22 protein-coding genes are annotated in these 18,423 nt (G+C 55.8%); 12 read left to right on the forward strand and 10 right to left on the reverse strand.

The features are described 5' to 3' along the window. Positions 1-67: 67 nt before the first annotated feature. Entirely contained in the window at positions 68-475 is a 408-nt protein-coding gene (locus tag DVK01_RS14400) for a hypothetical protein (protein WP_121537259.1), read from the reverse strand. A gap of 24 nt (positions 476-499) precedes the next feature. After that, the gene (locus tag DVK01_RS14405; RefSeq protein WP_121537261.1) at positions 500-796 is read right to left on the reverse strand and encodes a DUF6516 family protein; all 297 of its coding nucleotides are present in this window, start codon (positions 794-796) and stop codon (positions 500-502) included. 172 nt (positions 797-968) lie between these two features. Between DVK01_RS14405 and DVK01_RS14410 the strand changes: the two genes are divergently transcribed. The 6 genes from DVK01_RS14410 to DVK01_RS14435 all read left to right on the forward strand — a co-directional run bounded on the left by DVK01_RS14410 (position 969) and on the right by DVK01_RS14435 (position 4,542). Further along, entirely contained in the window at positions 969-1,568 is a 600-nt protein-coding gene (locus tag DVK01_RS14410) for a site-specific integrase (RefSeq protein ID WP_121537263.1), read from the forward strand. A gap of 507 nt (positions 1,569-2,075) precedes the next feature. Continuing rightward, the gene (locus DVK01_RS14415) at positions 2,076-2,369 is read left to right on the forward strand and encodes a hypothetical protein (RefSeq protein ID WP_147435169.1); all 294 of its coding nucleotides are present in this window, start codon (positions 2,076-2,078) and stop codon (positions 2,367-2,369) included. A gap of 370 nt (positions 2,370-2,739) precedes the next feature. Further along, positions 2,740-3,081, forward strand: a complete 342-nt coding sequence (locus DVK01_RS21620) for a hypothetical protein (RefSeq protein WP_158598770.1) — start codon at positions 2,740-2,742, stop codon at positions 3,079-3,081. Next, positions 3,078-3,566 carry a hypothetical protein gene (locus DVK01_RS14425; protein WP_121537269.1) on the forward strand — a complete coding sequence of 163 codons (489 nt, stop codon included), beginning with the start codon at positions 3,078-3,080 and terminating at the stop codon, positions 3,564-3,566. The genes DVK01_RS21620 and DVK01_RS14425 overlap by 4 nt, the downstream gene beginning before the upstream one ends. 224 nt (positions 3,567-3,790) lie before the next feature. After that, positions 3,791-4,108 carry a DUF6516 family protein gene (locus DVK01_RS14430; protein WP_121537271.1) on the forward strand — a complete coding sequence of 106 codons (318 nt, stop codon included), beginning with the start codon at positions 3,791-3,793 and terminating at the stop codon, positions 4,106-4,108. A gap of 23 nt (positions 4,109-4,131) precedes the next feature. Further along, positions 4,132-4,542: a transcriptional regulator gene (locus DVK01_RS14435; protein ID WP_121537273.1), complete on the forward strand. Its 411-nt coding sequence runs from the start codon at positions 4,132-4,134 to the stop codon at positions 4,540-4,542. A 112-nt stretch (positions 4,543-4,654) separates the two neighbouring features. Here DVK01_RS14435 and DVK01_RS14440 read toward each other — a convergent pair whose 3' ends face one another. Together DVK01_RS14440 and DVK01_RS14445 are read right to left on the reverse strand one after the other, a co-directional pair. Continuing rightward, complete coding sequence (locus DVK01_RS14440; RefSeq protein WP_121537275.1) at positions 4,655-4,885, reverse strand: antitoxin VapB family protein; 231 nt, start codon at positions 4,883-4,885, stop codon at positions 4,655-4,657. Between the two features lie 142 nt (positions 4,886-5,027). Continuing rightward, complete coding sequence (locus DVK01_RS14445) at positions 5,028-5,396, reverse strand: helix-turn-helix transcriptional regulator (protein ID WP_121537277.1); 369 nt, start codon at positions 5,394-5,396, stop codon at positions 5,028-5,030. 736 nt (positions 5,397-6,132) lie between these two features. Between DVK01_RS14445 and DVK01_RS14450 the strand changes: the two genes are divergently transcribed. Next, a complete protein-coding gene (locus tag DVK01_RS14450; RefSeq protein ID WP_233562784.1) occupies positions 6,133-7,620 on the forward strand; it encodes a hypothetical protein in 1,488 nt (495 codons plus the stop codon). A 54-nt stretch (positions 7,621-7,674) separates the two neighbouring features. Here the strand turns inward: DVK01_RS14450 and DVK01_RS14455 are convergent, their stop codons facing one another. Next, on the reverse strand, positions 7,675-8,022 hold the full coding sequence (locus tag DVK01_RS14455) for a hypothetical protein (protein WP_121537281.1): 348 nt from the start codon (positions 8,020-8,022) through the stop codon (positions 7,675-7,677). Between the two features lie 148 nt (positions 8,023-8,170). On the opposite strand from DVK01_RS14455, the gene DVK01_RS14460 reads away from it, so the two are divergent. The 4 genes from DVK01_RS14460 to DVK01_RS14475 all read left to right on the forward strand — a co-directional run bounded on the left by DVK01_RS14460 (position 8,171) and on the right by DVK01_RS14475 (position 11,443). Then, the gene (locus tag DVK01_RS14460; protein WP_121537283.1) at positions 8,171-8,428 is read left to right on the forward strand and encodes a hypothetical protein; all 258 of its coding nucleotides are present in this window, start codon (positions 8,171-8,173) and stop codon (positions 8,426-8,428) included. A gap of 273 nt (positions 8,429-8,701) precedes the next feature. Beyond that, positions 8,702-9,172, forward strand: coding sequence for a hypothetical protein (locus DVK01_RS14465; RefSeq protein ID WP_121537285.1), 471 nt, complete (start codon positions 8,702-8,704; stop codon positions 9,170-9,172). Continuing rightward, positions 9,169-9,687 carry a hypothetical protein gene (locus tag DVK01_RS14470; protein ID WP_121537287.1) on the forward strand — a complete coding sequence of 173 codons (519 nt, stop codon included), beginning with the start codon at positions 9,169-9,171 and terminating at the stop codon, positions 9,685-9,687. The genes DVK01_RS14465 and DVK01_RS14470 overlap by 4 nt, the downstream gene beginning before the upstream one ends. Next, complete coding sequence (locus DVK01_RS14475) at positions 9,677-11,443, forward strand: type IV secretion system DNA-binding domain-containing protein (RefSeq protein ID WP_121537289.1); 1,767 nt, start codon at positions 9,677-9,679, stop codon at positions 11,441-11,443. Before DVK01_RS14470 ends, DVK01_RS14475 begins: the two co-directional genes overlap by 11 nt. Before the next feature lie 502 nt (positions 11,444-11,945). On the opposite strand, the gene DVK01_RS14485 is transcribed toward DVK01_RS14475, so the two are convergent. The 4 genes from DVK01_RS14485 to DVK01_RS14505 form a co-directional block, all read right to left on the reverse strand. Continuing rightward, complete coding sequence (locus tag DVK01_RS14485; protein WP_233562785.1) at positions 11,946-12,278, reverse strand: hypothetical protein; 333 nt, start codon at positions 12,276-12,278, stop codon at positions 11,946-11,948. A gap of 970 nt (positions 12,279-13,248) precedes the next feature. Further along, positions 13,249-13,776, reverse strand: coding sequence for a hypothetical protein (locus DVK01_RS14495; protein WP_121537295.1), 528 nt, complete (start codon positions 13,774-13,776; stop codon positions 13,249-13,251). A 226-nt stretch (positions 13,777-14,002) separates the two neighbouring features. Beyond that, positions 14,003-14,515 (reverse strand): hypothetical protein, encoded by a 513-nt coding sequence (locus DVK01_RS14500; RefSeq protein ID WP_121537297.1) that lies wholly within the window; start codon positions 14,513-14,515, stop codon positions 14,003-14,005. Positions 14,516-14,821: 306 nt separating this feature from the next. Further along, positions 14,822-16,084: a Cdc6/Cdc18 family protein gene (locus DVK01_RS14505; RefSeq protein ID WP_121537299.1), complete on the reverse strand. Its 1,263-nt coding sequence runs from the start codon at positions 16,082-16,084 to the stop codon at positions 14,822-14,824. 477 nt (positions 16,085-16,561) lie between these two features. Here DVK01_RS14505 and DVK01_RS14510 point away from each other — a divergent pair, with 477 nt between their 5' ends. Continuing rightward, complete coding sequence (locus DVK01_RS14510) at positions 16,562-17,038, forward strand: hypothetical protein (protein ID WP_121537301.1); 477 nt, start codon at positions 16,562-16,564, stop codon at positions 17,036-17,038. A gap of 524 nt (positions 17,039-17,562) precedes the next feature. Here the strand turns inward: DVK01_RS14510 and DVK01_RS14515 are convergent. Next, on the reverse strand, positions 17,563-17,928 hold the full coding sequence (locus DVK01_RS14515) for a hypothetical protein (protein WP_121537303.1): 366 nt from the start codon (positions 17,926-17,928) through the stop codon (positions 17,563-17,565). Between the last annotated feature and the right edge of the window lie 495 nt (positions 17,929-18,423).

An 18,423-nucleotide genomic window follows, 5' to 3' on the forward strand; every position in this document is an offset into this window, starting at 1 on the left:
GACCGATTCTGAGACCGGCCATATATTCGACTACTGAGATAAGCTAGGTCAAGTGCAAGAGTAGGGGTTACGGCGCAACGGGGGTATCATTGCCGGTATCCAGTCCCTGCAGTGGGACATCCCCAGAGAACTCGAATTCGTCGTACCAGACGGTGGGCCGTTTCGCTCGGCCTTCGTCCTTGAGCTCGATCAGCCCGTAGTCAGCAAGTTCATGGACATTCTCAGTCACTTCGGGCGGGTGGCGGTCCACGATGCGTGCGAGTTCGCGGATGCTGTCCGGTTCGTGGTCGACGATCGCCTCTAAGAGTGTCAGATTCGTCGGTCGGAAGAGGCGGCCAAACGTCGCGAGGCTTTCGATGCTCAGTCGAGACGGGTTTGCTTCGACATCTTCGCCCTCGTCGATTGCTGCAAGGGTATCTTCGAGGCCGCTACGGTCGGGTCGCGTCCCAATCGTGATGTGGAGTGTTCGGGTCATGGGTTCGTGTGTGAGTGAGGGGTACTACCAGTCGATGCGTTTCTCGGGCGGGAGCGCAGCACGCCACGCTTGGTACAGTGGCTGGAGTCCATCGAACTCGAGTTCGAAGACTTGTCCCGCGATGTGCAGTTCGTGTGGTCCGTGGTGGTTGTCGAACCGGATGATGGGGTCCGCAGCACCAGCCTCTCCGTAGTGGAATGCGTACTTGACGCCATCCGGGTACTGGTCAGACTCGGGGACCTCGAGGACGCGTACTCGAGCGACAGTCCCGTCATCGTAGGCTTGAATCTCGTCTTCTAGCACCACAACGTCATCGCCCATCGATAATTGTTAGTTTGTATCCTAACAGTAAGAACGTTAGGGTCTAAGCTAACAGTCGTGGTAGTAACGACTTGTCATATTAGTCGTAACAGATTCGCCGAATAACAGCGGAAACCATGGTGTCTCCGACCGACCAGTACCCTCTTTAGTGACGGAAACTAAAGTAATCGTAATGCGCATTGAAGCGACCGACGGAAACGAGCACAAAGTCTGGCTCACAGACGCGGAGATTGAGGACCTCCGGCGAGCCACCACCAGTCAGCGCGACGACCTCATCATTCAGCTCGGTGCGTTCGTTGGCCTGCGTGCCTTTGAGATTCCACAGGTCCGACCCGTTGACATCAAGCAGACTCAGAGCGGTCAGTACCGACTTCGCGTCCAGGCCGGGAAAGACACCAGCGGCAACGGCGGGAAGCCTCGCGATGCCTTCCTCCCCGCCGACGTCGAGCGTGACCTCCAGCGCTTCCAGAACGAGCACAACATCGCACCCAAGGACTCCTTTATTGATCTGACCCAGCCCGGCGTCCGTGCTGTGGTTCGACGGACAGCTGCACGAGCTGCCGAGGCGACTGGCGACGAGGACTTCGAGAAGGTGAGTACGCACGACCTCCGCCGCCGGTTCGCCCAGCGACTCCTCGTCGACGAACAGATGAATCCGCGAGTGGTGATGGCCGTCGGTGGCTGGGACTCCTTCGCCGCGATTGAACCGTATCTGAACGCTCCCAGCGAGGACGTCATCGACGAGGCCTTCCAGGAGATCGAGTCTCTATGACTGAAGACGACATTGATCAGATCCCCGTCAGCATCGACTTCTGATACCGACCGGCCCCCGGTTGGTAGGAACCGACATGTTGCGTCGCCACGCAACACCAGACCTCGTTTTCGGGAGGAGGCATTTCCTTCAGACTGCCGTGTTGCGCGAACGTGTTACGTCGCGTTGCGTCGGCCCCCGCCATATTGCCGATCGTGTTGCGTCACCACGCATCGCTTGTCCGCCTTTCAGCGGAGTCCGGTTTCTGTCGACCACCGTGTTGCGCGAGATGTTGCGTCGCCGCGCAACGCCTTTCTAACCACATCGTCGACGAACAGATGAGGCCTGCCCGGTAAGGTGCATCGCCAACCGAACTCACAGGCCATTAGAAAGAATCCATAGGAGACCAAACCTCTGGATTCGTATACAACAGTAGAGCGAAATCACCATAATAATGTTAGATTGTTCCATTGCCACATCCAGATGTGCCTTCCATGGCCAGACCCAACTTGTGAGGTTGCAAGTGCGGTGACATTCGCGGTATTCACGATTCTTTCTGGGATTCTCGGGACGCTCATGGTTCCAGAGGATGAGAACCCGCCAAACCCACTCGGCCTCATCGTACTGTTGGGTGGGATAGGTGGTATCGGATGGTATTTTACCAGGACTGCGACTCGACAAACGGAAATCATCGAAGAAGCCGGTGGACTGGCGTATCCGTTCGTAGTGCTGTTGGGCCCGGCTGGGATCGGAATGTTCTTACTGGGTATTGGGCTGATGACTGCTGCTGCCACACACGTACTGGTTGGAGATTATGCTTGAGGTACCTCTCCAGCTACCGTGGTTCCTGAATCCGCGGCCACAGTGGCTTCCTTTAGCAGTAATGGGCTGTGGTGCTGTACTGTTCGCGTTCAGTTACGCCCGTTCGTTCCGGAGTCAACAGTTCACGAGTCTATTTGGTTGGTGGTTCTTTGCTGGAGCCTATGCAGCATTAGCATATCCGTGGGCCGTCTCACAGACTGACTATCTTGTAGGTGCTATCTTCCTTGTCGGAAAGTGGTTTCAAGGGGTCGGGACCGTGACACTGTACCTCCGCCTTCGTTCGACAATCAACCAACTTCGAAATCGAGAGTTGCCGAGCGGTGGGAGATTTCTCAAAAAAGTGGCTCTCCGACTCTTACTGGGTTTGATCATGGTGATGGGGGCTACAGCGTCGCTGTTGCTGCTGCTGTTCGGACCGGTTGAGTCGTCAGTCCAGACCGAAGTTACGATTGTGTGGACTGTAGTATTCCTCCTGACCGGAACGATAGGAATTGCGTGGCGACTCCGCTCAGTCCCATCTGAGATGCCCCTCGGAATGACTGCTGGTCTGGTAATCCTAGTCGGTGGCTCGGGCATCTATGGCTTTCAGCTGGTCCCTGACCAGCTCATCCTCCTTGCTGCGGGTGGAATCGTCATGACTGCGGGCTACATCGGCGCGGCAGCGCTGTGGGTTCTCAAGAGTAGTCAGTCACCGGGAGGGAGATATCGATGATGCAATCCGGTGGACTAAGTCTCGAGATGATGTTCAATGCACTTCGGATGATGTTCACACAGAGATGGGTAGTAGCGGCCATGTGTGTGGTCGCTGTTGGCTCGAGTATCGACATCAGCACTGGAGTGCTGTCGACCCTCAGGAAGGTACGAAAAGAGACAGGTTTCAATTCGATATTTGAATGGTCTGCCGTCGTAGTCATTGCTCTTCGGCAATACGGAGAAACAGACGAGATCCGATATCCACTCTTGCAGAAAATAACATTCCTGCCGACGGTCGGCGCCATCGCAGTGTGTCTCTGCAGTGTTCCGTATATTATGTATGTACTCGATATGGGGCTCGTGTCGATCTTTGTTTTCTTTTATGTAGGGTACATCGTGCTGGGACTCTCTCTATTGGGAACCCTGATGTTGGTCTTGCCACCAGTCTTCGGAGTGACAGCGTACGTTTCAACGGTGGTAAGGGCCGTTGGCAGACTGACATAGGTCACAAAATAACCACAGGATTCGATATTCAACAAGGATCCTGGTGGGGCATTTGAACACGATCACGAGAAGTCACGCGTCGACAGAGACCGATTCGCGATAATAACCACTTTCGGCTGTACAATTAACATATGTTTCCTCTGACACCTTGAGTCGGTCACCAGTGATGTTGGATCGCTGCCCAACACACTTACAGTGTTGGGCGACAGACCAACAGGTAGCGGATGCCCACAGAGCAGACCTTCCAGTATACCCATGTCGAAGCCGGGCTCGTCGAGAACGTCGTCATCCGGCGGACTGACGACACCGAGACGTACCCCTCGGGCTGGAAGTACACGCTCCATCTGGGCACACTGGAAGACCTGACGCTCATCCGGTACGACAACGCACACGAAGACACCAAAGGGCACGAACATCATACCGCAGCCGGCGATGTCGATGACGTTGCGTTCCCCGGAATGGAAGAACGCCTCATCGAATTCTGGACGAATGCAGACGAGTACTGGGATGCCGTCGACGGCGGCCCGGATCGGCCCTACTGACCACAACGACCCATCAGACACTCATGACGACACTCCACATCACCGTCGGCGACCGAGAACAGCTCCGTGAAGACGCACTGCAATTCGTTCACGAGGCAGAGACAGGCGAGCACAGCGAGCATGATGAAAAGACAGTCATTCAGTTCGGGAGTTACGACGACCTCGTCGACAGCCTCACCCCCCTTCGCTTGGAGGTTATCCAGGCCATCGCCGAGAACAACCCCCAGAGCATGCGCGAGGCCGCCCGTCTCGTTGATCGCGACGTCTCCGATGTCCATTCTGATCTCAAACATCTGGAGGTCCTCGGAATACTCGAACTCGAAGAGGGTGGCCCCGGTGGCGCGATGCAGCCAGTCGTTCCATTCGACCGAATCGAGATGCACATCGATTACCCGCTCGTCGACGACGTCGATACCACACCGGCCAGTGCGTGAACGGGCGACTGCAAGTACCCACTTCACAGCTGGCAGAGCCCACACTACCGATAGCGTTCGTGAGTAACACCGGATGGTCCGAAAGTGATGGTCATCTGCAAGAACAAACTCATCAGTCGAATCGTTCCGCGATATCCCGGACCTCATCGCGGTCGTCCTGATCAGCCTGCTCGATGGCGTCCTGTATCTCAGCTACCTGCTCCTCGTCGAACACGCCGCGTAGATCACTGAGCGACCGGCCACCGATGAGCCGCGCCACGGCGTCACTGAACGACTCGTCGTCACGCTTGTGTGCCTTGATCCGTTCGTAGACATCGTCCTCGAGCCGGACTTGACGTGACATCCTTGTTGCCAGCGTTGTCAGTCTGTCAAAATCAGCATTTGGGTGCTACGACAAGCCGATAGCGGTGAGACCTCTCATCAGATAGTAGTTGCAGGTTCGAAGGTCCAGGAGGAACGGGTGACGCAAGCGTGGTCGGTAAAGGCTACTTCCGACGCTCACTCAGCAGTTCATCCGGGAGTTCGTCGACAGCTGCCGTCAGCTCTGCATGGCCTGTCTCAAGCACGTCCCGCCCAGCTGGCGTGAGTGCGTATCGGCTCGTCCGCTTGTCCGGTATCAAATCGACCAGCCACCCCCGGTCAACCAGCTTGCTAAGGACGCGATACACCTGTTTGTCTGACACCGAAAGGTGCTGTTCGCCCACCGCATCAATCACTGCTCCACCCCACATCGCCCAGTCCTCCTGTTCCATCTTACTGATCTCGACGAGGATGCGTCGCTCAGTTGCCGTCAGTTCAACCCACTCCTCCAGCGCCCCAGCGCCCTCGCCATCGCTTAGTCGTGACTCACTCATCAATACTCTCTCCAATGCGATTGCGACGCGTGCGTTCCCAGCATTGTGAGTGGTCTGCAGAGTGGTGGCTCGACATGAACATCAGTACCAGACGATAGCGGTTGAACATCCTAGTAGATTCCGGCACCGCATGACTGGGGCTGAGACCATCCCAGGTAGAACTATACTCTCGTTCTGATATGTAGTACTCACGACGGGTACTGTGAGGGGACGCGGCAGGTCAGTCAACAGACACAGACTGTCGGTTGGGGGGTCCCCCCTTCCGTTCCAGTTCCGGAAACGCGCGCGTACCGCTCACCGCAAAAACGTCACAACAGTGTCGTCAATGTCACTACCCAGCCAATATCTCCCCTTTCTGCCACCATCGACCGTACCTGACAGGGTTCGTATATATCCGGTTCTGACTACTGCTCACAGTCGGGTCAACGGGCTGTGGCAGCGGGCAGATCCGCGCGAGTTGCTACCGAAGGTATGTCGGTGAAGTCCACGGCGTACGCGCTCGACGTTCGTCACACAGACGAGCGCGTGCACGAGAGCCCACGGATTTATTCTAGTCGCCTGTTAACTATTCTGCGATGACCACTGTGGCTCTCAGCACTGCGGCCTCTGCCCACAAGAACGAGCCGGCAGCCAACTTCGAGCACTACTGCAAGGCACTCGCCGATGAGAGAGGGCCCGCAATAGAATGCCACGAGGCAACTTTCGGTACCAGCCAGCCACAGCTGCACACCCACTGATGTTGATAGGCGAAGACCCTGACGGCGACGGCTACACTGTTCGAACACAACAAGGCCAGCCCATCGTCATCGGTCGACCAGCGCCGAGTCAATACCCATCTGATGCCCACGAAATCCGACAGCGCTTCAATATTCCCGCCTTCGATCCCGACGCCTTCTATCGACGAACGGGGGCAGCCCTTTCTGGTGTCTATCCGGACATGCTCATCCATATCGAAGATGCAGCTGATGGGCCAGATACCGTCACCAGCCCGAAAGCCAGTCTCACGCTTATTGAGGCCCCGAAAGGCTCCGGAAAGTCCACTGCTATCGACCAGTTTGCCACGTACCAGATGGAACACAACGGCGAGCGAATCGTCCGCAACGGTCGTCAGCAAAGTTCAGACTGGCGTCGACTCCGCGACTGGACAACGCTCTGGTTACCAGAAGGGGTCGATGTCGACGGCCGCTGGATGGAGGCTGTCGACCGCGACGCGCCCACTCCAGCGGAGCTGGTCCGGGCGGTGCGCTACTACACTGACGTGTTCGATCTCATCGAGCAGCTCCAGGACCATCCGAAAGGAACGTTCAATGTGGTCTATCCCGACCCGTTGTTCCGGGGCTGTGAAAGAGCAATGGCCATTCCGGATACAACGACCGAACAGCCGAAGTTCACGCCGCAGGGCGAAGACAAGCCGACGCCGGTTGTACACTGGTGGTTTGGGTTCCTTGCCGCCCGGACCTTCCGCGGAACGCGGGTTGACAGCGATGGTGACCGGAATTGGATGACCGTCTATCTCGATGAATTCGGAATGCTCGCCCCCGAATCCACGAGTGGTGGCGAGGCAGGCCATTGGACCTACGAATGTGTCGAGATCATGTCTGACACCGCGAAGGAAATGCGGTCGGCCGGGGTGTCGCTCGTCGGCGCAGTCCATCACGAAGAAGACGTCCACAATCACTGGCTCAAAGAATTTGATTACTGGGTCGAGCTGAGTAATCGCGAGCGCCCGAATCGAACGACGAAGGCAGAGACACCCAAGCCGTTCCGAGGCCTCGAGCAAGATCAGAATCTCTTCGCGTCCCGGCCACCGGGCTATGGCCTCTGCTACACCGAAAGTCGGTTTTCCGAGTTCCAGTTCACTGACCTGGGCTATCCACACGAGACACCGGAGTTCCAGTTCCGGCTGAGTGTTCCCGAGTCCGCTGCTGACGACGAGAGCGATGATGCCGTCCAGGTCGCGACCGATGAGGCCGGGGAGCCCACGATCGTCGAAGAGTATACCGCAGTCGACGGCGCCGTCCATGAACTGCGTGTTCTCGCACCCGGAAGTGGGGTCATCGATATCGGTGGCGATGAACCGGAGATTGTCGAGTCGCTGTCGAGCCCATATCCGGACGGATCGTTCCCAGACAGCCCGCTGCGAGAGACGGCTGAGGGGTATGAACTCCTCTTTGAGCGGGCAGCGGGCGAGATCATCGTCGCTGCACGCATCTCTCATCACTGAAACGATGCGACAGTGGCCCAGAATCTGTCGAAGGGCCGGGAAGCGAGTTGAAGACTATTCGGCGATCAAGGCAGCAAACGCCTCGTCGTCGTGATGGTCGGTGCGTGAGCTCGTCTGTGTGGTGGCCGACTGCTCGCGGAGTTCCTCGAGCGTGACGTGGTCCTCGGTGTCTTCCTCGGATTCTGTCTCGTGGAAGATAGCTTCGACGGGCTCGTCGACGTCGGGACGGTGCACCAGCGGCGTTCCGTCTCGATCGGCGTCGACGGCGGCGCCGTTCGCGATAGCGCCCTGTGTCGCACAGTTCCGACAGGCATGGACCTCGTCGTCATCGTTCCCAAACACGCGTGCATACTGTGCATCGACCGGTTCGCCACAATTCAGGCAGGAGACGGATGTCACCATAGCACGGTATCGGCTGGCACGGCTAGTAAAGCACCAGCCCATTTTGACAGGTGTCAACGAATTGGTGTCAAAATGGGAGTGGTTTTTACCCTAGTCTCCACCGAACAGCAGGAGTGTGGCTATCCACTGGCGATGGCCGTGAACTACAATGCCAAGCATTAACAAGCTCTCTGTCCGCAGCGGCTCTGGACTGGTAACGCTTCCAAAAGACGAACTCGAGATGTGTGGCCTCCTGGACGAGGACGGCGACCCAGATACGGAGGTTCAGTTCCTCATCAAGATGGAGCGACCCGGCGAGTGGCGGATCTCTGTGCTCGATGACTCCTGTGTCGACGATTCCTGGTACACTGGCGACACGCCCGAGACCGGTGTCCAGGTCGGTGCCGGTGGCGGAAGCCGAGGGTAAGTAGTCATCGCACTCGAGGAGTCGTTCACTTTCACCGTGGTCTAATTACGCTTTTTATATCAGGGTCAAAAGTCGGGATTATGCGGTGGAATCGACCACGGATTACAACCCTCCAAGGACTGTATTCTCGTACTGCACGATCTGCAGCACTACCCCTTTCTACTGCACGCAAAATCGCCAGACTAAGAGCGAATAGAAGAGGTGTGCAGCAGACCTTTAACTTGCCCATCGGTCAAACCCACAGCCTCCGAGAGGACAGGAACTGGTAACGCGATGGGACGAAATGAGCAGCTCACCACCTACGTTGACGCCGAGGTGGCGCGTGAAATCGAGCGGCGAGCCGAGGCTGAAGATGTCTCTGCATCAACCTACATCGCACAGGTTCTCGATCAACACATCCACGGCGAAGCTGTCGAAGAACAGGCTCGTGAACACCGGGCTGAACAACGCATTCAGGAACTCGTCGCCGAGGCACGTGATGAGGTCAGTGACGCGACAGAGGGGCTTGAAGACCTCGTCGCAAAATCAGGCGTCTACTCGATAGCGGTCTGGGAACTCGTCAAAGACGAGTATGACGACCCGCGCCGACAGCACGCCCTCGATGTTGGCACTGAACGGCTCCGAGAAGACATGGATGCACTTGACGGAGATATCGAGAGCGCCCGGACACAGAGTACCACGTCATCTGAGACTACTGACAGTGCTGCAGCAGAATCTGATGACCGGGATTGGGATTTCGAATGATCGTAAAATCGGACTTCCAGACAGGGAGCGCCGGCAATCTCATCACCTACATCAGTGAAGATGCAGAGCGGACAGTCGAGATTCGAGATTCGACTGGCCGCAAGCTGAGCGAAAAAGAAATTGAAGCGTTCGTCGGCCGGTCCGAGACGGCGGATATGCAGCGCCAGTTCATCATTGCGCCTGATCCGGATGCGGGCTACACTGCAGCAGAAATTGACCAGTGTACTCGGTCGACACTGAACGAGTGGAAAACAGAGAAACCCTCTGTCGAGTACGTCTATGGAGTCCACGCTCGTCCAGAATCAGGGAAGTCACACGCCCACGCTGCAGCAATCGGCAAAAAGCGAGATCTACACATGGAGACAGACGACCTAACCGCCCTTCGAGAACGGGCACGAGAGCAGTTTCGGGAACGCACACGGCTCAGAAGCAGGGAACGCGTTCAAGAACGGAGTATAACAGCGGAGGAAGAGCGCGAAGTGACTCGAGCGCAGGAGGACTACGATGACATCTGAGACTAGGACTGGGACTGGGACTAGCAAACGGCAGGAGAGTCCTGGGGAGATAGCTATCGATGTTCTGTTTACAAAGGTGCTGCCACGGTTGCTGATTCCATGGTGGTATGTCGAATGGGACCAGCCGAAATTACGCCGGTTCCGGCTCTGGTGGTGGGTCTACCCCTGTTATGCGCTGCTAGGGAGTGTCGTCTTCGCCGGTGCGTTATTGCAAGGAGAAGTCTGGCCGATCCTTGTGATGCTATTTGCACACGTGATGGCCCCGCTGGTATTCCTTGGCGAGGTTGCCGGGGCGTCCATCTCTGGCGTCGGTTTCGCGGGCATTCCTGATTTCCTCTTTTTGGGGACATATGCTGCATTCAGCGTTGCGATAGCGGCCCTACCACTCACCCGACGCTGGGGCGACAACATCTTTGATCTGAAAGAACCCAAGTACATCAGAGAGTCCGACGAGTTTGTCGTTCCAATGGAAGAGATAACGACCACGTCAGATGAATATACAGACAGAGACGATATCTCAATACTACCAAGACTTCGGCAAGATATTTCGACAGCGGTCCTCGGTGAGACCGGGAGTGGCAAGACAACCGGGATGCAACTCCTTGCACAACAATATCCCCACGATGAAGAGACGGCAGTCATCGTACACGAATCCGGCACGGACTTCGAACAATTCTATCGAGAACGTGGATTTGAGGTGCTCCGAGTCGGGGTGGAAGAGACGGATGTCCGCTGGAGCCTCTTTCAAGATGTTGAAAAAGAGGAGGATTATCAAGAGGTAGCCAACTCTGTGTTCGGAGAGCCTGATGGCAGGAATCCGTTCCATCGCAAGGCAAAGAGCGTGTTTACTGCCTGTCTGAAATATCTCCATCGCGAAGCTGAAAGGCAAGATGCGATTGACCAACTCGGCCATGATGATATCTACGATCTGGTCCACGAGCCCAAAGACGAGATACATAGACTGCTGAATAAGTACGATGACCTGGGGACTGAAGCGCAGAAAATTAGGCCAGGAGATGACGGCGGCCCAGAGAGCGTCTATACAGAACTCACACAAAATGTCGAGGATGTATTTACTGGTCAATTCAAGACTGACGGTGATTTTTCGATTCGAGAGTATGTCGAAAATCCCAACGGCCGAGTGTTGTTGATTCGCTCTGGACCGATGGCGAGGAAAGCGGCTCCGATGTATCAAGTGATGCTGGATTGGACGATTCGGATTGCGCGGTCCTCGGCAACACCAACGAACTTCATCTTGGACGAGATCGACTCTCTTCCACCGATAGAAGGGTTACCAGGCCTTGCAGCCCGGGGGCGAAGTGAGGATGCACGAGTCATGATCGGGGCACAGACAGTCGGCCAGTTCGAGTCCGTCTATGGGAAGGAGTCGGCAGGAGTGTTAGGAAACTGCCCACAGGGCCTGTACTTCCAACCGGGTGATGACCAGACGACGCGGTACATCCAATCAGAAATCGGGAAAGAGCGAGAACAGACAGTATCGCAGTCACGCTCGCGGTCGAAAAACAAGAGCAGCGGATCATACCAGACGACACAGAGTCACACCATACGGACCGAAGATCGCCGTCCGATCACCGCCGGTGAGCTGACACGGATGGGAACAGGAGAGTGTGTCATAGTTGGAAAGAAGCACTGGTGGAAAGGACAGGCAAAGCAGGCTGATGCGGTTGAAGAGCAGGTCAAGGAACCAATGAAACCACTTCGGAGTCGCCTGAAAGAGAGGATATCAGGCAGTTAGGTTCTGTTGAACCCTTCAGACTGTGATAAAAAGTACGTGCTGGATATAGAGGATGAGTTCAGCGGACGATTTTCTGCGGGCGACGTACTGGTCAGTCCTGCTTCTGAATCATTCCTAAGTGGATCAGGAGTCCCAATATGCCCAAGAATCCCAGCAAGATACCGCGTAGTTGCGGATTCTTGAGCCCTCGTTTCTCTGCATCTGAGTAGACATAGTACCCGACGGTGGGCCAGAAAATGAGCAAGTAGAGCCCAGCGCGGATGAGGTGGTCATTGTACGCGGTCAGCAAATCCATCAGAGACTCACCGCCGTCTTCATGGGAACCATATTCGATTGTTCTTTCCTGTTGAAAAGTAGTTTTGGAGGAATCGGACTATTGAGGCCGTGACCGATTCGCGCCCTGTATTCAGCATCGCTACTGAGATGTATCACTGTTTGAGTAATTCACCAGAGCTACCCAGCCCCTTTTGCGGGAAGCGGCCGTTTAGTCGTCGGTGACAGTCTAGGTGATCGAGGCCTGAGCGGTGTCGTGATTCGCCGATGGCGGCCCGATGCGAACCCCTGAGTGGTCCGAGTAAGACAGACCAGAGTCGGTAACATGCGATGGGGTAGTTCCCTCGTGGCAATCGCTACAGAACGCCTCGAGGATGGGCCGCCATCGCGAGAGCCCCAGCTCGTCGAGGACCTCCTGGTAGTCGAGATATCCGAGTTCGGCGTATTCGTCCGGCGGGATATCCAGCAGCCCGGAGTCATAGACTGAACCCAGCAGGACGTGTGATGGATGGCCGGCCGGTGCCCTAGAGTACGGAGTGTCCTCGTGATATGGCTTGTTCACTGGTGACGTCGACGCCCACCACGGCTCTAGATGTGCGACGAAACCGTCACCTATCTCTTGTCGTTTCTTCGTCAGCAGCCTCCTAGACGGTGGCTGAGGCGGCGTCTCCGTTTGTCTGTTCATGGGTGAAAACCTGTTCAATAGCAGAGGATGTTTGACCGTTGCGGCAGTAGCGAGGCCCGATGCCCTCCACATTCTTCGATACCGGCAGCTATCCCACTCGACGGCAGACCCTTGCAAGCTTTGGGACAATAGCCACCAGCGCCCTCAGTGGTTGTAGCGGACAGCTTCCCGGGACCACGCCAACACAGCTTGATGCTGAAACGACAGTCGAGACTGACGCCGACCCGCGTGTTTTGTGGGAGTATCCACCGAGAGAAGATGACGAGGATGGGATCGGATACGCAGCGGTTGAGGTTGACCGGATCATACAGAGCGACGGCCAGCGTCCCCAGATGCACCTCACATTCAACTCAACTATCGGTGGCATCGCGTCCAGTCCACCGTATGACGGGTACCAACCCGATTGGTTCCGATTTCGTATTTGGCCACCGACGGCATATGAAGGGCGTATCAATCACGAAATGCGGGTTGCACCACCGGGTCAATGGGAAGAGTTCTCCACCTACTACGAGATACAAAGCTCTGTCCGCCAGACCACCGTCGAACTCCGAAACGTCCACACACAGGGGACGATTCAAATTCCCGCCGTATTTGACCCGGGAGCAGCACAGCTTCCTGAGCGGTTGCATTGCGCGTTTACAGTCCAAGCGTCCCGTCCTGGTTTCCTCGGCGAGACAGTTCGGGTAGCCGGGCAGGAGACACTTCCCCTCGAGAAAGAATAATCCGGCTCTGTTGAAACCCTCAGCAGATGATAGGTTTCAGCAGTCGTGCTGAATACAGGGCGCGAGTCGGTCGATTGTCGTTTGTCACGTGGCGCCCGAGCGACGTGAACGCAGTAGAGCGTGGTCTACTGTGAAGCCTCGTCGGTCCGGATCCGAGTGAGTTGCGAAATCGAAAGCTCCGCCGGCCGTGGACCGGTTTCGTGGAGTCGGTGATACCGCGCTCCGTCGTCACCGGTGAACGCGCTCACCGTGGCCTCACCACCGACACGCACTTCGTTGAAAGCGGGTCGACGTGCCTGGCGAACCGGTCCCCCATCGGCACCTTCCGGAACGACAGCGAACGAAAGCTCGACGCCACCGAAATCGCGTTCCAACAGCTTCTGCTGTTCGTCCGTGAGCGTCATCTCGACGGCGTCTGTGTCGACGGTCAGATACGTCGGGTCGTACTTGATCAGTACCGTTTGGTCGTGGACACCACCGGCCATGAACGCAATCAGCGTCCAATCAGTGTCCTCCTGTTGGGTGGAATGGGCGGCGTGAACGCTTTTCCTGAATACGGTCCCCGTCACCCGGTCGGATCCGTCGGAACAGCCGGCAAAACCCACTACACCAGCGGTGGCGAGTCCAGTGAGATAGCTGCGGCGGGAGGGCATATATTCAGCTTCGTGTGTCGGTGTATATGCTTTCGGCGAGTGCTCTCGGATTCACAGGAGGCTCTTACCGGATGGATCTGAACGTCGTGTCTACCTACACGGGTTCATGATGCTGCATACACGCTCTGTATCTCGCACGCCGGATCTGGCAGTTACTGGATAGATTAATTCAGGGAGCGCAAGATACAACGCGCGTAGTCAGAGATAGCGACTACGCGGAGAGTCGCTATGCGCGACCGTTCAGCGGGCAGATGAAGTAGTTGGGTGGGCCGAAGCTAGGGCGACCGAGACTGACAGCAATGTAGTCCTTATCTAAGATCTCGCCGTCGGTCCGCAGCGGTGCGTCGTCGTTGAACGCTTCAATATCGGTCACTTCTGCCGAAAAGTGCGTCCATTGACCACCGTTCCAGTCTCGGTCACCGGGTGCTGACTCGGAGACGAACGGTGAGAGTTGGTCCTCGCTCGCATCGTCGTTAGCCACAATCGGCCCGCTCCCATCATGCAAGAAGTAGATTTTGTCCTCGGGGTCGGGACGGTCGTCGAGGACTTTCACGACGTTCGTCCGCCAGAGCTCGTCGTTCGCGTAGACGCGTCCGAACTCTTTCCCCTCCCCGTTTTCATCTCCTTTGCCTGGGTTCGCTGCCGTTGATCCGGTTAGAGACAGCCCAACACCTGCAACGCCGATGGCTGCTCCTGTTCGAAGAACTTGTCGCCGTGTGGGTTTTTCGCGTTCGGTCATTGTGGTTCGAAGGCGTTCTCGGCCTCCAGAATTTACCACGAAGAGGGGTACTAAGACGATTTTTCGAGATTCCTCCAGAGTTCGTCCAAACTTTCTTCCAACTCTCTGCAACTTTTCTGATAGCTATCAAAGAGGCTGATGAATGGACACTCTATATTCAGCAACCAGTACCTATCAGTCTCTGAGGGTTTCAACAGAGCCAATAATCCCCAGTTGACTCTGGAATGCCGCGTGAGCTATGTGCTCTGTATTGACCGGAGTTGCTGAAGCCTGTCACGAGTTTAGAAGGTCCTTAGCAGAAGGATTTCAGACGTAGGACATCAGGCGGGCCTGCTGAGCCTCATCGGGATCGGGAACGAGGTCGTAGCGCTCCAGTGTCGATTCAGACCCGTCCTGGTCCTCTTTGAGCCCCTCAAAAACAAGTTCCGGTGAAACCTCCAGCGTATGGATGTACGACCGGCCGCCAGCCCGACCGAGGTTCCGCTCATCGCGTTCGAGCAAGCCATAGAGGCGAATCGAGTCAAGGAAGTCGTTGACCCGCCGCTTCGAGCGGGGTTCGTAGCCACACACCTGACAGATGTTTTCGTAGACCTGGTAGATGTTCTTCGCACGGGGGGAAGCTTCGTCGTCGATGTTGAGGAAGGCCGTCGCGAGCAACGCGAGTTTCATCTGCGAGGTGAGCTGTTCGCGAACGATAGTGAGGACGCGCTGTTCCTCGACGCGGCTGCCAGCCTCTTCGACGTGAGCTTTGGTGACCTGCTCAGCATCCTGTTTGCGTGCGATATTCCCAGCCGTTTCGAGCAGGTCAAGCGCCTCGCGAGCGTCGCCCTGTTCCTGGGCGGCCCGGGCAGCGCACAGTTGGATCACGCCCTCGTCGATAATCCCATCCCGGAACACGAGATCGGCGTAGTGCTGGAGGATATCGGAGAGTTCTGTGGCATCATACGGTGAAAAGAAAATCTCGTACTCACAGAGCGTGCTCTTGACCCGCGGGTCCAGCGAGTCTTTGAACATGTGGTTGTTCGAGATGCCGATGACGCCGACGCGGGTGTCCTCCAGTGAGCCCATCTTGCGGGCCCGGGGGAATTCATACAGGAGTTTGTCGTTGTCCGCGCCGAGCATATCGATCTCGTCCAGGACAACAACGACGTCGCCCTCGAGGTCGTCGAGCTCGTCGTACAGTGTCGACCAGAGGAAGCCCTTCGTGGGCCCCTGTTCAGGGACCTGATCGTCCGGGGGACGGAGTTGGTTAACGAGCGAGATGAGGACGTTGAAGATACTGTCGTCCTTGTTGCAGTTGATTTCGAGTATCGTGACCGGGACATCGTGCTGGGCGGCTTCGGCACGGAGGAACTCCATCATTTTCTTCGTGACGACAGTCTTGCCGTTGCCCGTCTGCCCGTAAATGAAGACGTTGTTCGGTCCGAACCCTTCGATGACGTCCTGCAGGGCTTCAGAATAGCGACTGACTTCGTCCTCCCGGCACAGAATCGTCTCGGGAGTGTAGTCTTCGTCGAGGGGCCGCTTGTCGGCGAAGATTTTCCCAGGCTCGTCGAACGGGGAATCCATGCTGGATGTATTCTCAGACCAATCGATAATAAATCCCTAGTTCGAGTGTTTCGAGTGTTTCTCCTGTTCCAGTGGGTCGTGCGCCGTTCCACCCCCTGTTTCGAGTGTAACCATCATATAGAGGGGCTGTATCGGGTGTTATGGGCGGTTGTCTGTTTGTGTTGAGACAATGAATGTTCGCCACCCCCCATTTCGAGTGTTCTTTCGGTTTTGGCCGAGTGGGCGGTGCTGGTGAGTCTACAGTGGCGCTTCGGATTGTCCCTGAGGGGTTGAGTGGGACATCACTGAGCGGCAGGATTCTCCAGCGAAACTCAGCGTTCAGACCGGGTGGGAATTACAGTGTATCGTCGGAATTTTCCCAGCCTCCTACCGGTCATCTGTGAGTGTTCTATGTCGAGGAACCAGACAGAGAGGGTATCTACCGATGCTGCTCAGGACACACAAATAATATAAAAGGACCGTTACGAGGTGACAGACATGTCTGGTGTCGAATCAGTGCTAATCAAGGCGATTTTAAGCAGTGTATCAAGTAAGGGAACCTCTCTATTATTCTCTGAAGCGATAGAGCGACTGCAAGAAGAAAAGGATCTATCTGAAGACGAAATTCAATATATTGATCGGGCAGTTCAGGTGATTATAGATATCGAACTCTCATATAAGTATAATATTGAAAATAGAGATGATCCTGATGTAGAAACTTTTCTGCAGGATCTGGATAGTGCGGCGAAGGAGGCTACAGAGCTGGAAGTCATCTCCGAAATGAAAGGATTTGATCCCAAGAAAGGCGGAAGTAGTGTATTAGTAGGAGTTGCATCCGGTATGGCCCCAATATCTGATAATTATGCAGGTGTCAGCGACCGAGATGATATCCCTCAGAAGACTACTCCGGACGAACTGTACCAAAGTTCTGCAGCTGCCCGAAATAGTATGCCGATTTTTGCAGATACAGAGTAGCCTGTTGTCCTGTGGGATAATCTCCTGTTGTACTGCAGCGCGATTCTTCAGAACTAACTGAGATGTTAGATTTGCACACTTACTGACCGAGTGATACAGTCGTTTTTCTATGAAACAGATTTCGTGAGAGTGGTTCTGTGACACGTTCCAGTGGTCAGACAATCGGTTCCACACACACCCCCCGTTTCGAGTGTTCTGCCGGACTCACCCGTTTCCACAGAACCCGCTGAATCAGAGGGCGTTAGTTCCACCGATAGCAGCCTGCTGAAGGGGAAACATAGATCTGACCGATCTGGAAATGGGGGTGGACTAGTGCAGCTGATTTAAACGTTATATATATTCTTTTCTACTAGGTAACGTTAGTAGTAGTAGTAAGCTGCTAACTCCTAGGATAAACACCCGAAACGGGGGGTGATTCGGACTGGCTTTATATGTAACTCGGATGGAACCGCTCTTCTGCCGGGGAGACGGTCGCTCGGAGAAAAACACTCGAAACGGGGGGTGTGTGTGGTCCCAATCGTGGGTCAGGCTGGATCAACGGGTCCTACATATTGGCTCGTGACCGTGTCGCCTTCTCGCCACTGGAGGTAGTAGTAGTCACGTCCATCGATGGTTTTGGTCGTGAGAGTTCCCTTTGTTGGCGGGATCGCTGCTTTCTCGCGAGCCGCATCGAGCTTGTCGTCCCACTCGTCTTCGTCCCACTCCTCTGGAGTGTCAGGTTGCTCTGTAGGTTGGTCGTCAGGTTCGGCCGCTGTCTCGAGATTCGTACAGAGCGCCTCGATATCTTCGAGTGCTCGCTCGTATACCTCAGTCAGTTCTGCTGGGAGTGTGTCTCGGTCGATGGCCTGGAGTTCTTCGAGTGCGGTTCTGGCGTGAGAGTGGTTAGACATGTACTAACCAACACTCCCCGGGAACTTGTCGGTTGTGTTGGTTAGCTACGCGGAACCGTAGTTTCACTCGAAAATATATCAGCTCTCACCCAATTGCTGGTCGAGGCTTTCGAAGATACGAACCCCACCAAAGACGAATGGCTGAAACTTGCCGTCACACCCGTTGTGAACGACTGAACTGCTCTGGTCGCTCCGTTCGTGTTACGACCACTCACTACACTCCTAGAAACAGGGGATCGCTTCCGGTTCCTGCAGCTGGCAGACAGCGGCGTCAGCGGCGGCAGGGCACGTGCCACCGCGTCCAACAGCGTCGGGTCAGTGCCGATGCTCGTCCTATTCGGTGTGTGTCACAGGGTTAGGGCGATGATTCCACCACAACGGGTGTGACGCCACCCGTCGCGGCTTTGTGGTCGCTGTTCTCCAGCAGATCGAGGCCGACGTAGCGTTTCTCAAGTAGTCCTTCGGCGGTTGCCATATCCATCGCGAGGAGCTCGG

This window comes from Haloarcula sp. Atlit-120R, assembly GCF_003665885.1.
In the GTDB taxonomy this organism is placed as follows: domain Archaea; phylum Halobacteriota; class Halobacteria; order Halobacteriales; family Haloarculaceae; genus Haloarcula; species Haloarcula taiwanensis.

Excerpts from the sequence above, each read along its gene's own strand:
- DVK01_RS14400 (WP_121537259.1), bottom strand. The coding sequence starts at position 475 with ATGACCCGAACACTCCACATCACGATTGGGACGCGACCCGACCGTAGC.
- DVK01_RS14405 (WP_121537261.1), bottom strand. The coding sequence starts at position 796 with ATGGGCGATGACGTTGTGGTGCTAGAAGACGAGATTCAAGCCTACGAT.
- DVK01_RS14410 (WP_121537263.1), top strand. The coding sequence starts at position 969 with ATGCGCATTGAAGCGACCGACGGAAACGAGCACAAAGTCTGGCTCACA.
- DVK01_RS21620 (WP_158598770.1), top strand. The coding sequence starts at position 2,740 with ATGGTGATGGGGGCTACAGCGTCGCTGTTGCTGCTGCTGTTCGGACCG.
- DVK01_RS14425 (WP_121537269.1), top strand. The coding sequence starts at position 3,078 with ATGATGCAATCCGGTGGACTAAGTCTCGAGATGATGTTCAATGCACTT.
- DVK01_RS14430 (WP_121537271.1), top strand. The coding sequence starts at position 3,791 with ATGCCCACAGAGCAGACCTTCCAGTATACCCATGTCGAAGCCGGGCTC.
- DVK01_RS14435 (WP_121537273.1), top strand. The coding sequence starts at position 4,132 with ATGACGACACTCCACATCACCGTCGGCGACCGAGAACAGCTCCGTGAA.
- DVK01_RS14440 (WP_121537275.1), bottom strand. The coding sequence starts at position 4,885 with ATGTCACGTCAAGTCCGGCTCGAGGACGATGTCTACGAACGGATCAAG.
- DVK01_RS14445 (WP_121537277.1), bottom strand. The coding sequence starts at position 5,396 with ATGAGTGAGTCACGACTAAGCGATGGCGAGGGCGCTGGGGCGCTGGAG.
- DVK01_RS14450 (WP_233562784.1), top strand. The coding sequence starts at position 6,133 with ATGTTGATAGGCGAAGACCCTGACGGCGACGGCTACACTGTTCGAACA.
- DVK01_RS14455 (WP_121537281.1), bottom strand. The coding sequence starts at position 8,022 with ATGGTGACATCCGTCTCCTGCCTGAATTGTGGCGAACCGGTCGATGCA.
- DVK01_RS14460 (WP_121537283.1), top strand. The coding sequence starts at position 8,171 with ATGCCAAGCATTAACAAGCTCTCTGTCCGCAGCGGCTCTGGACTGGTA.
- DVK01_RS14465 (WP_121537285.1), top strand. The coding sequence starts at position 8,702 with ATGGGACGAAATGAGCAGCTCACCACCTACGTTGACGCCGAGGTGGCG.
- DVK01_RS14470 (WP_121537287.1), top strand. The coding sequence starts at position 9,169 with ATGATCGTAAAATCGGACTTCCAGACAGGGAGCGCCGGCAATCTCATC.
- DVK01_RS14475 (WP_121537289.1), top strand. The coding sequence starts at position 9,677 with ATGACATCTGAGACTAGGACTGGGACTGGGACTAGCAAACGGCAGGAG.
- DVK01_RS14495 (WP_121537295.1), bottom strand. The coding sequence starts at position 13,776 with ATGCCCTCCCGCCGCAGCTATCTCACTGGACTCGCCACCGCTGGTGTA.
- DVK01_RS14500 (WP_121537297.1), bottom strand. The coding sequence starts at position 14,515 with ATGACCGAACGCGAAAAACCCACACGGCGACAAGTTCTTCGAACAGGA.
- DVK01_RS14505 (WP_121537299.1), bottom strand. The coding sequence starts at position 16,084 with ATGGATTCCCCGTTCGACGAGCCTGGGAAAATCTTCGCCGACAAGCGG.
- DVK01_RS14510 (WP_121537301.1), top strand. The coding sequence starts at position 16,562 with ATGTCTGGTGTCGAATCAGTGCTAATCAAGGCGATTTTAAGCAGTGTA.
- DVK01_RS14515 (WP_121537303.1), bottom strand. The coding sequence starts at position 17,928 with ATGTCTAACCACTCTCACGCCAGAACCGCACTCGAAGAACTCCAGGCC.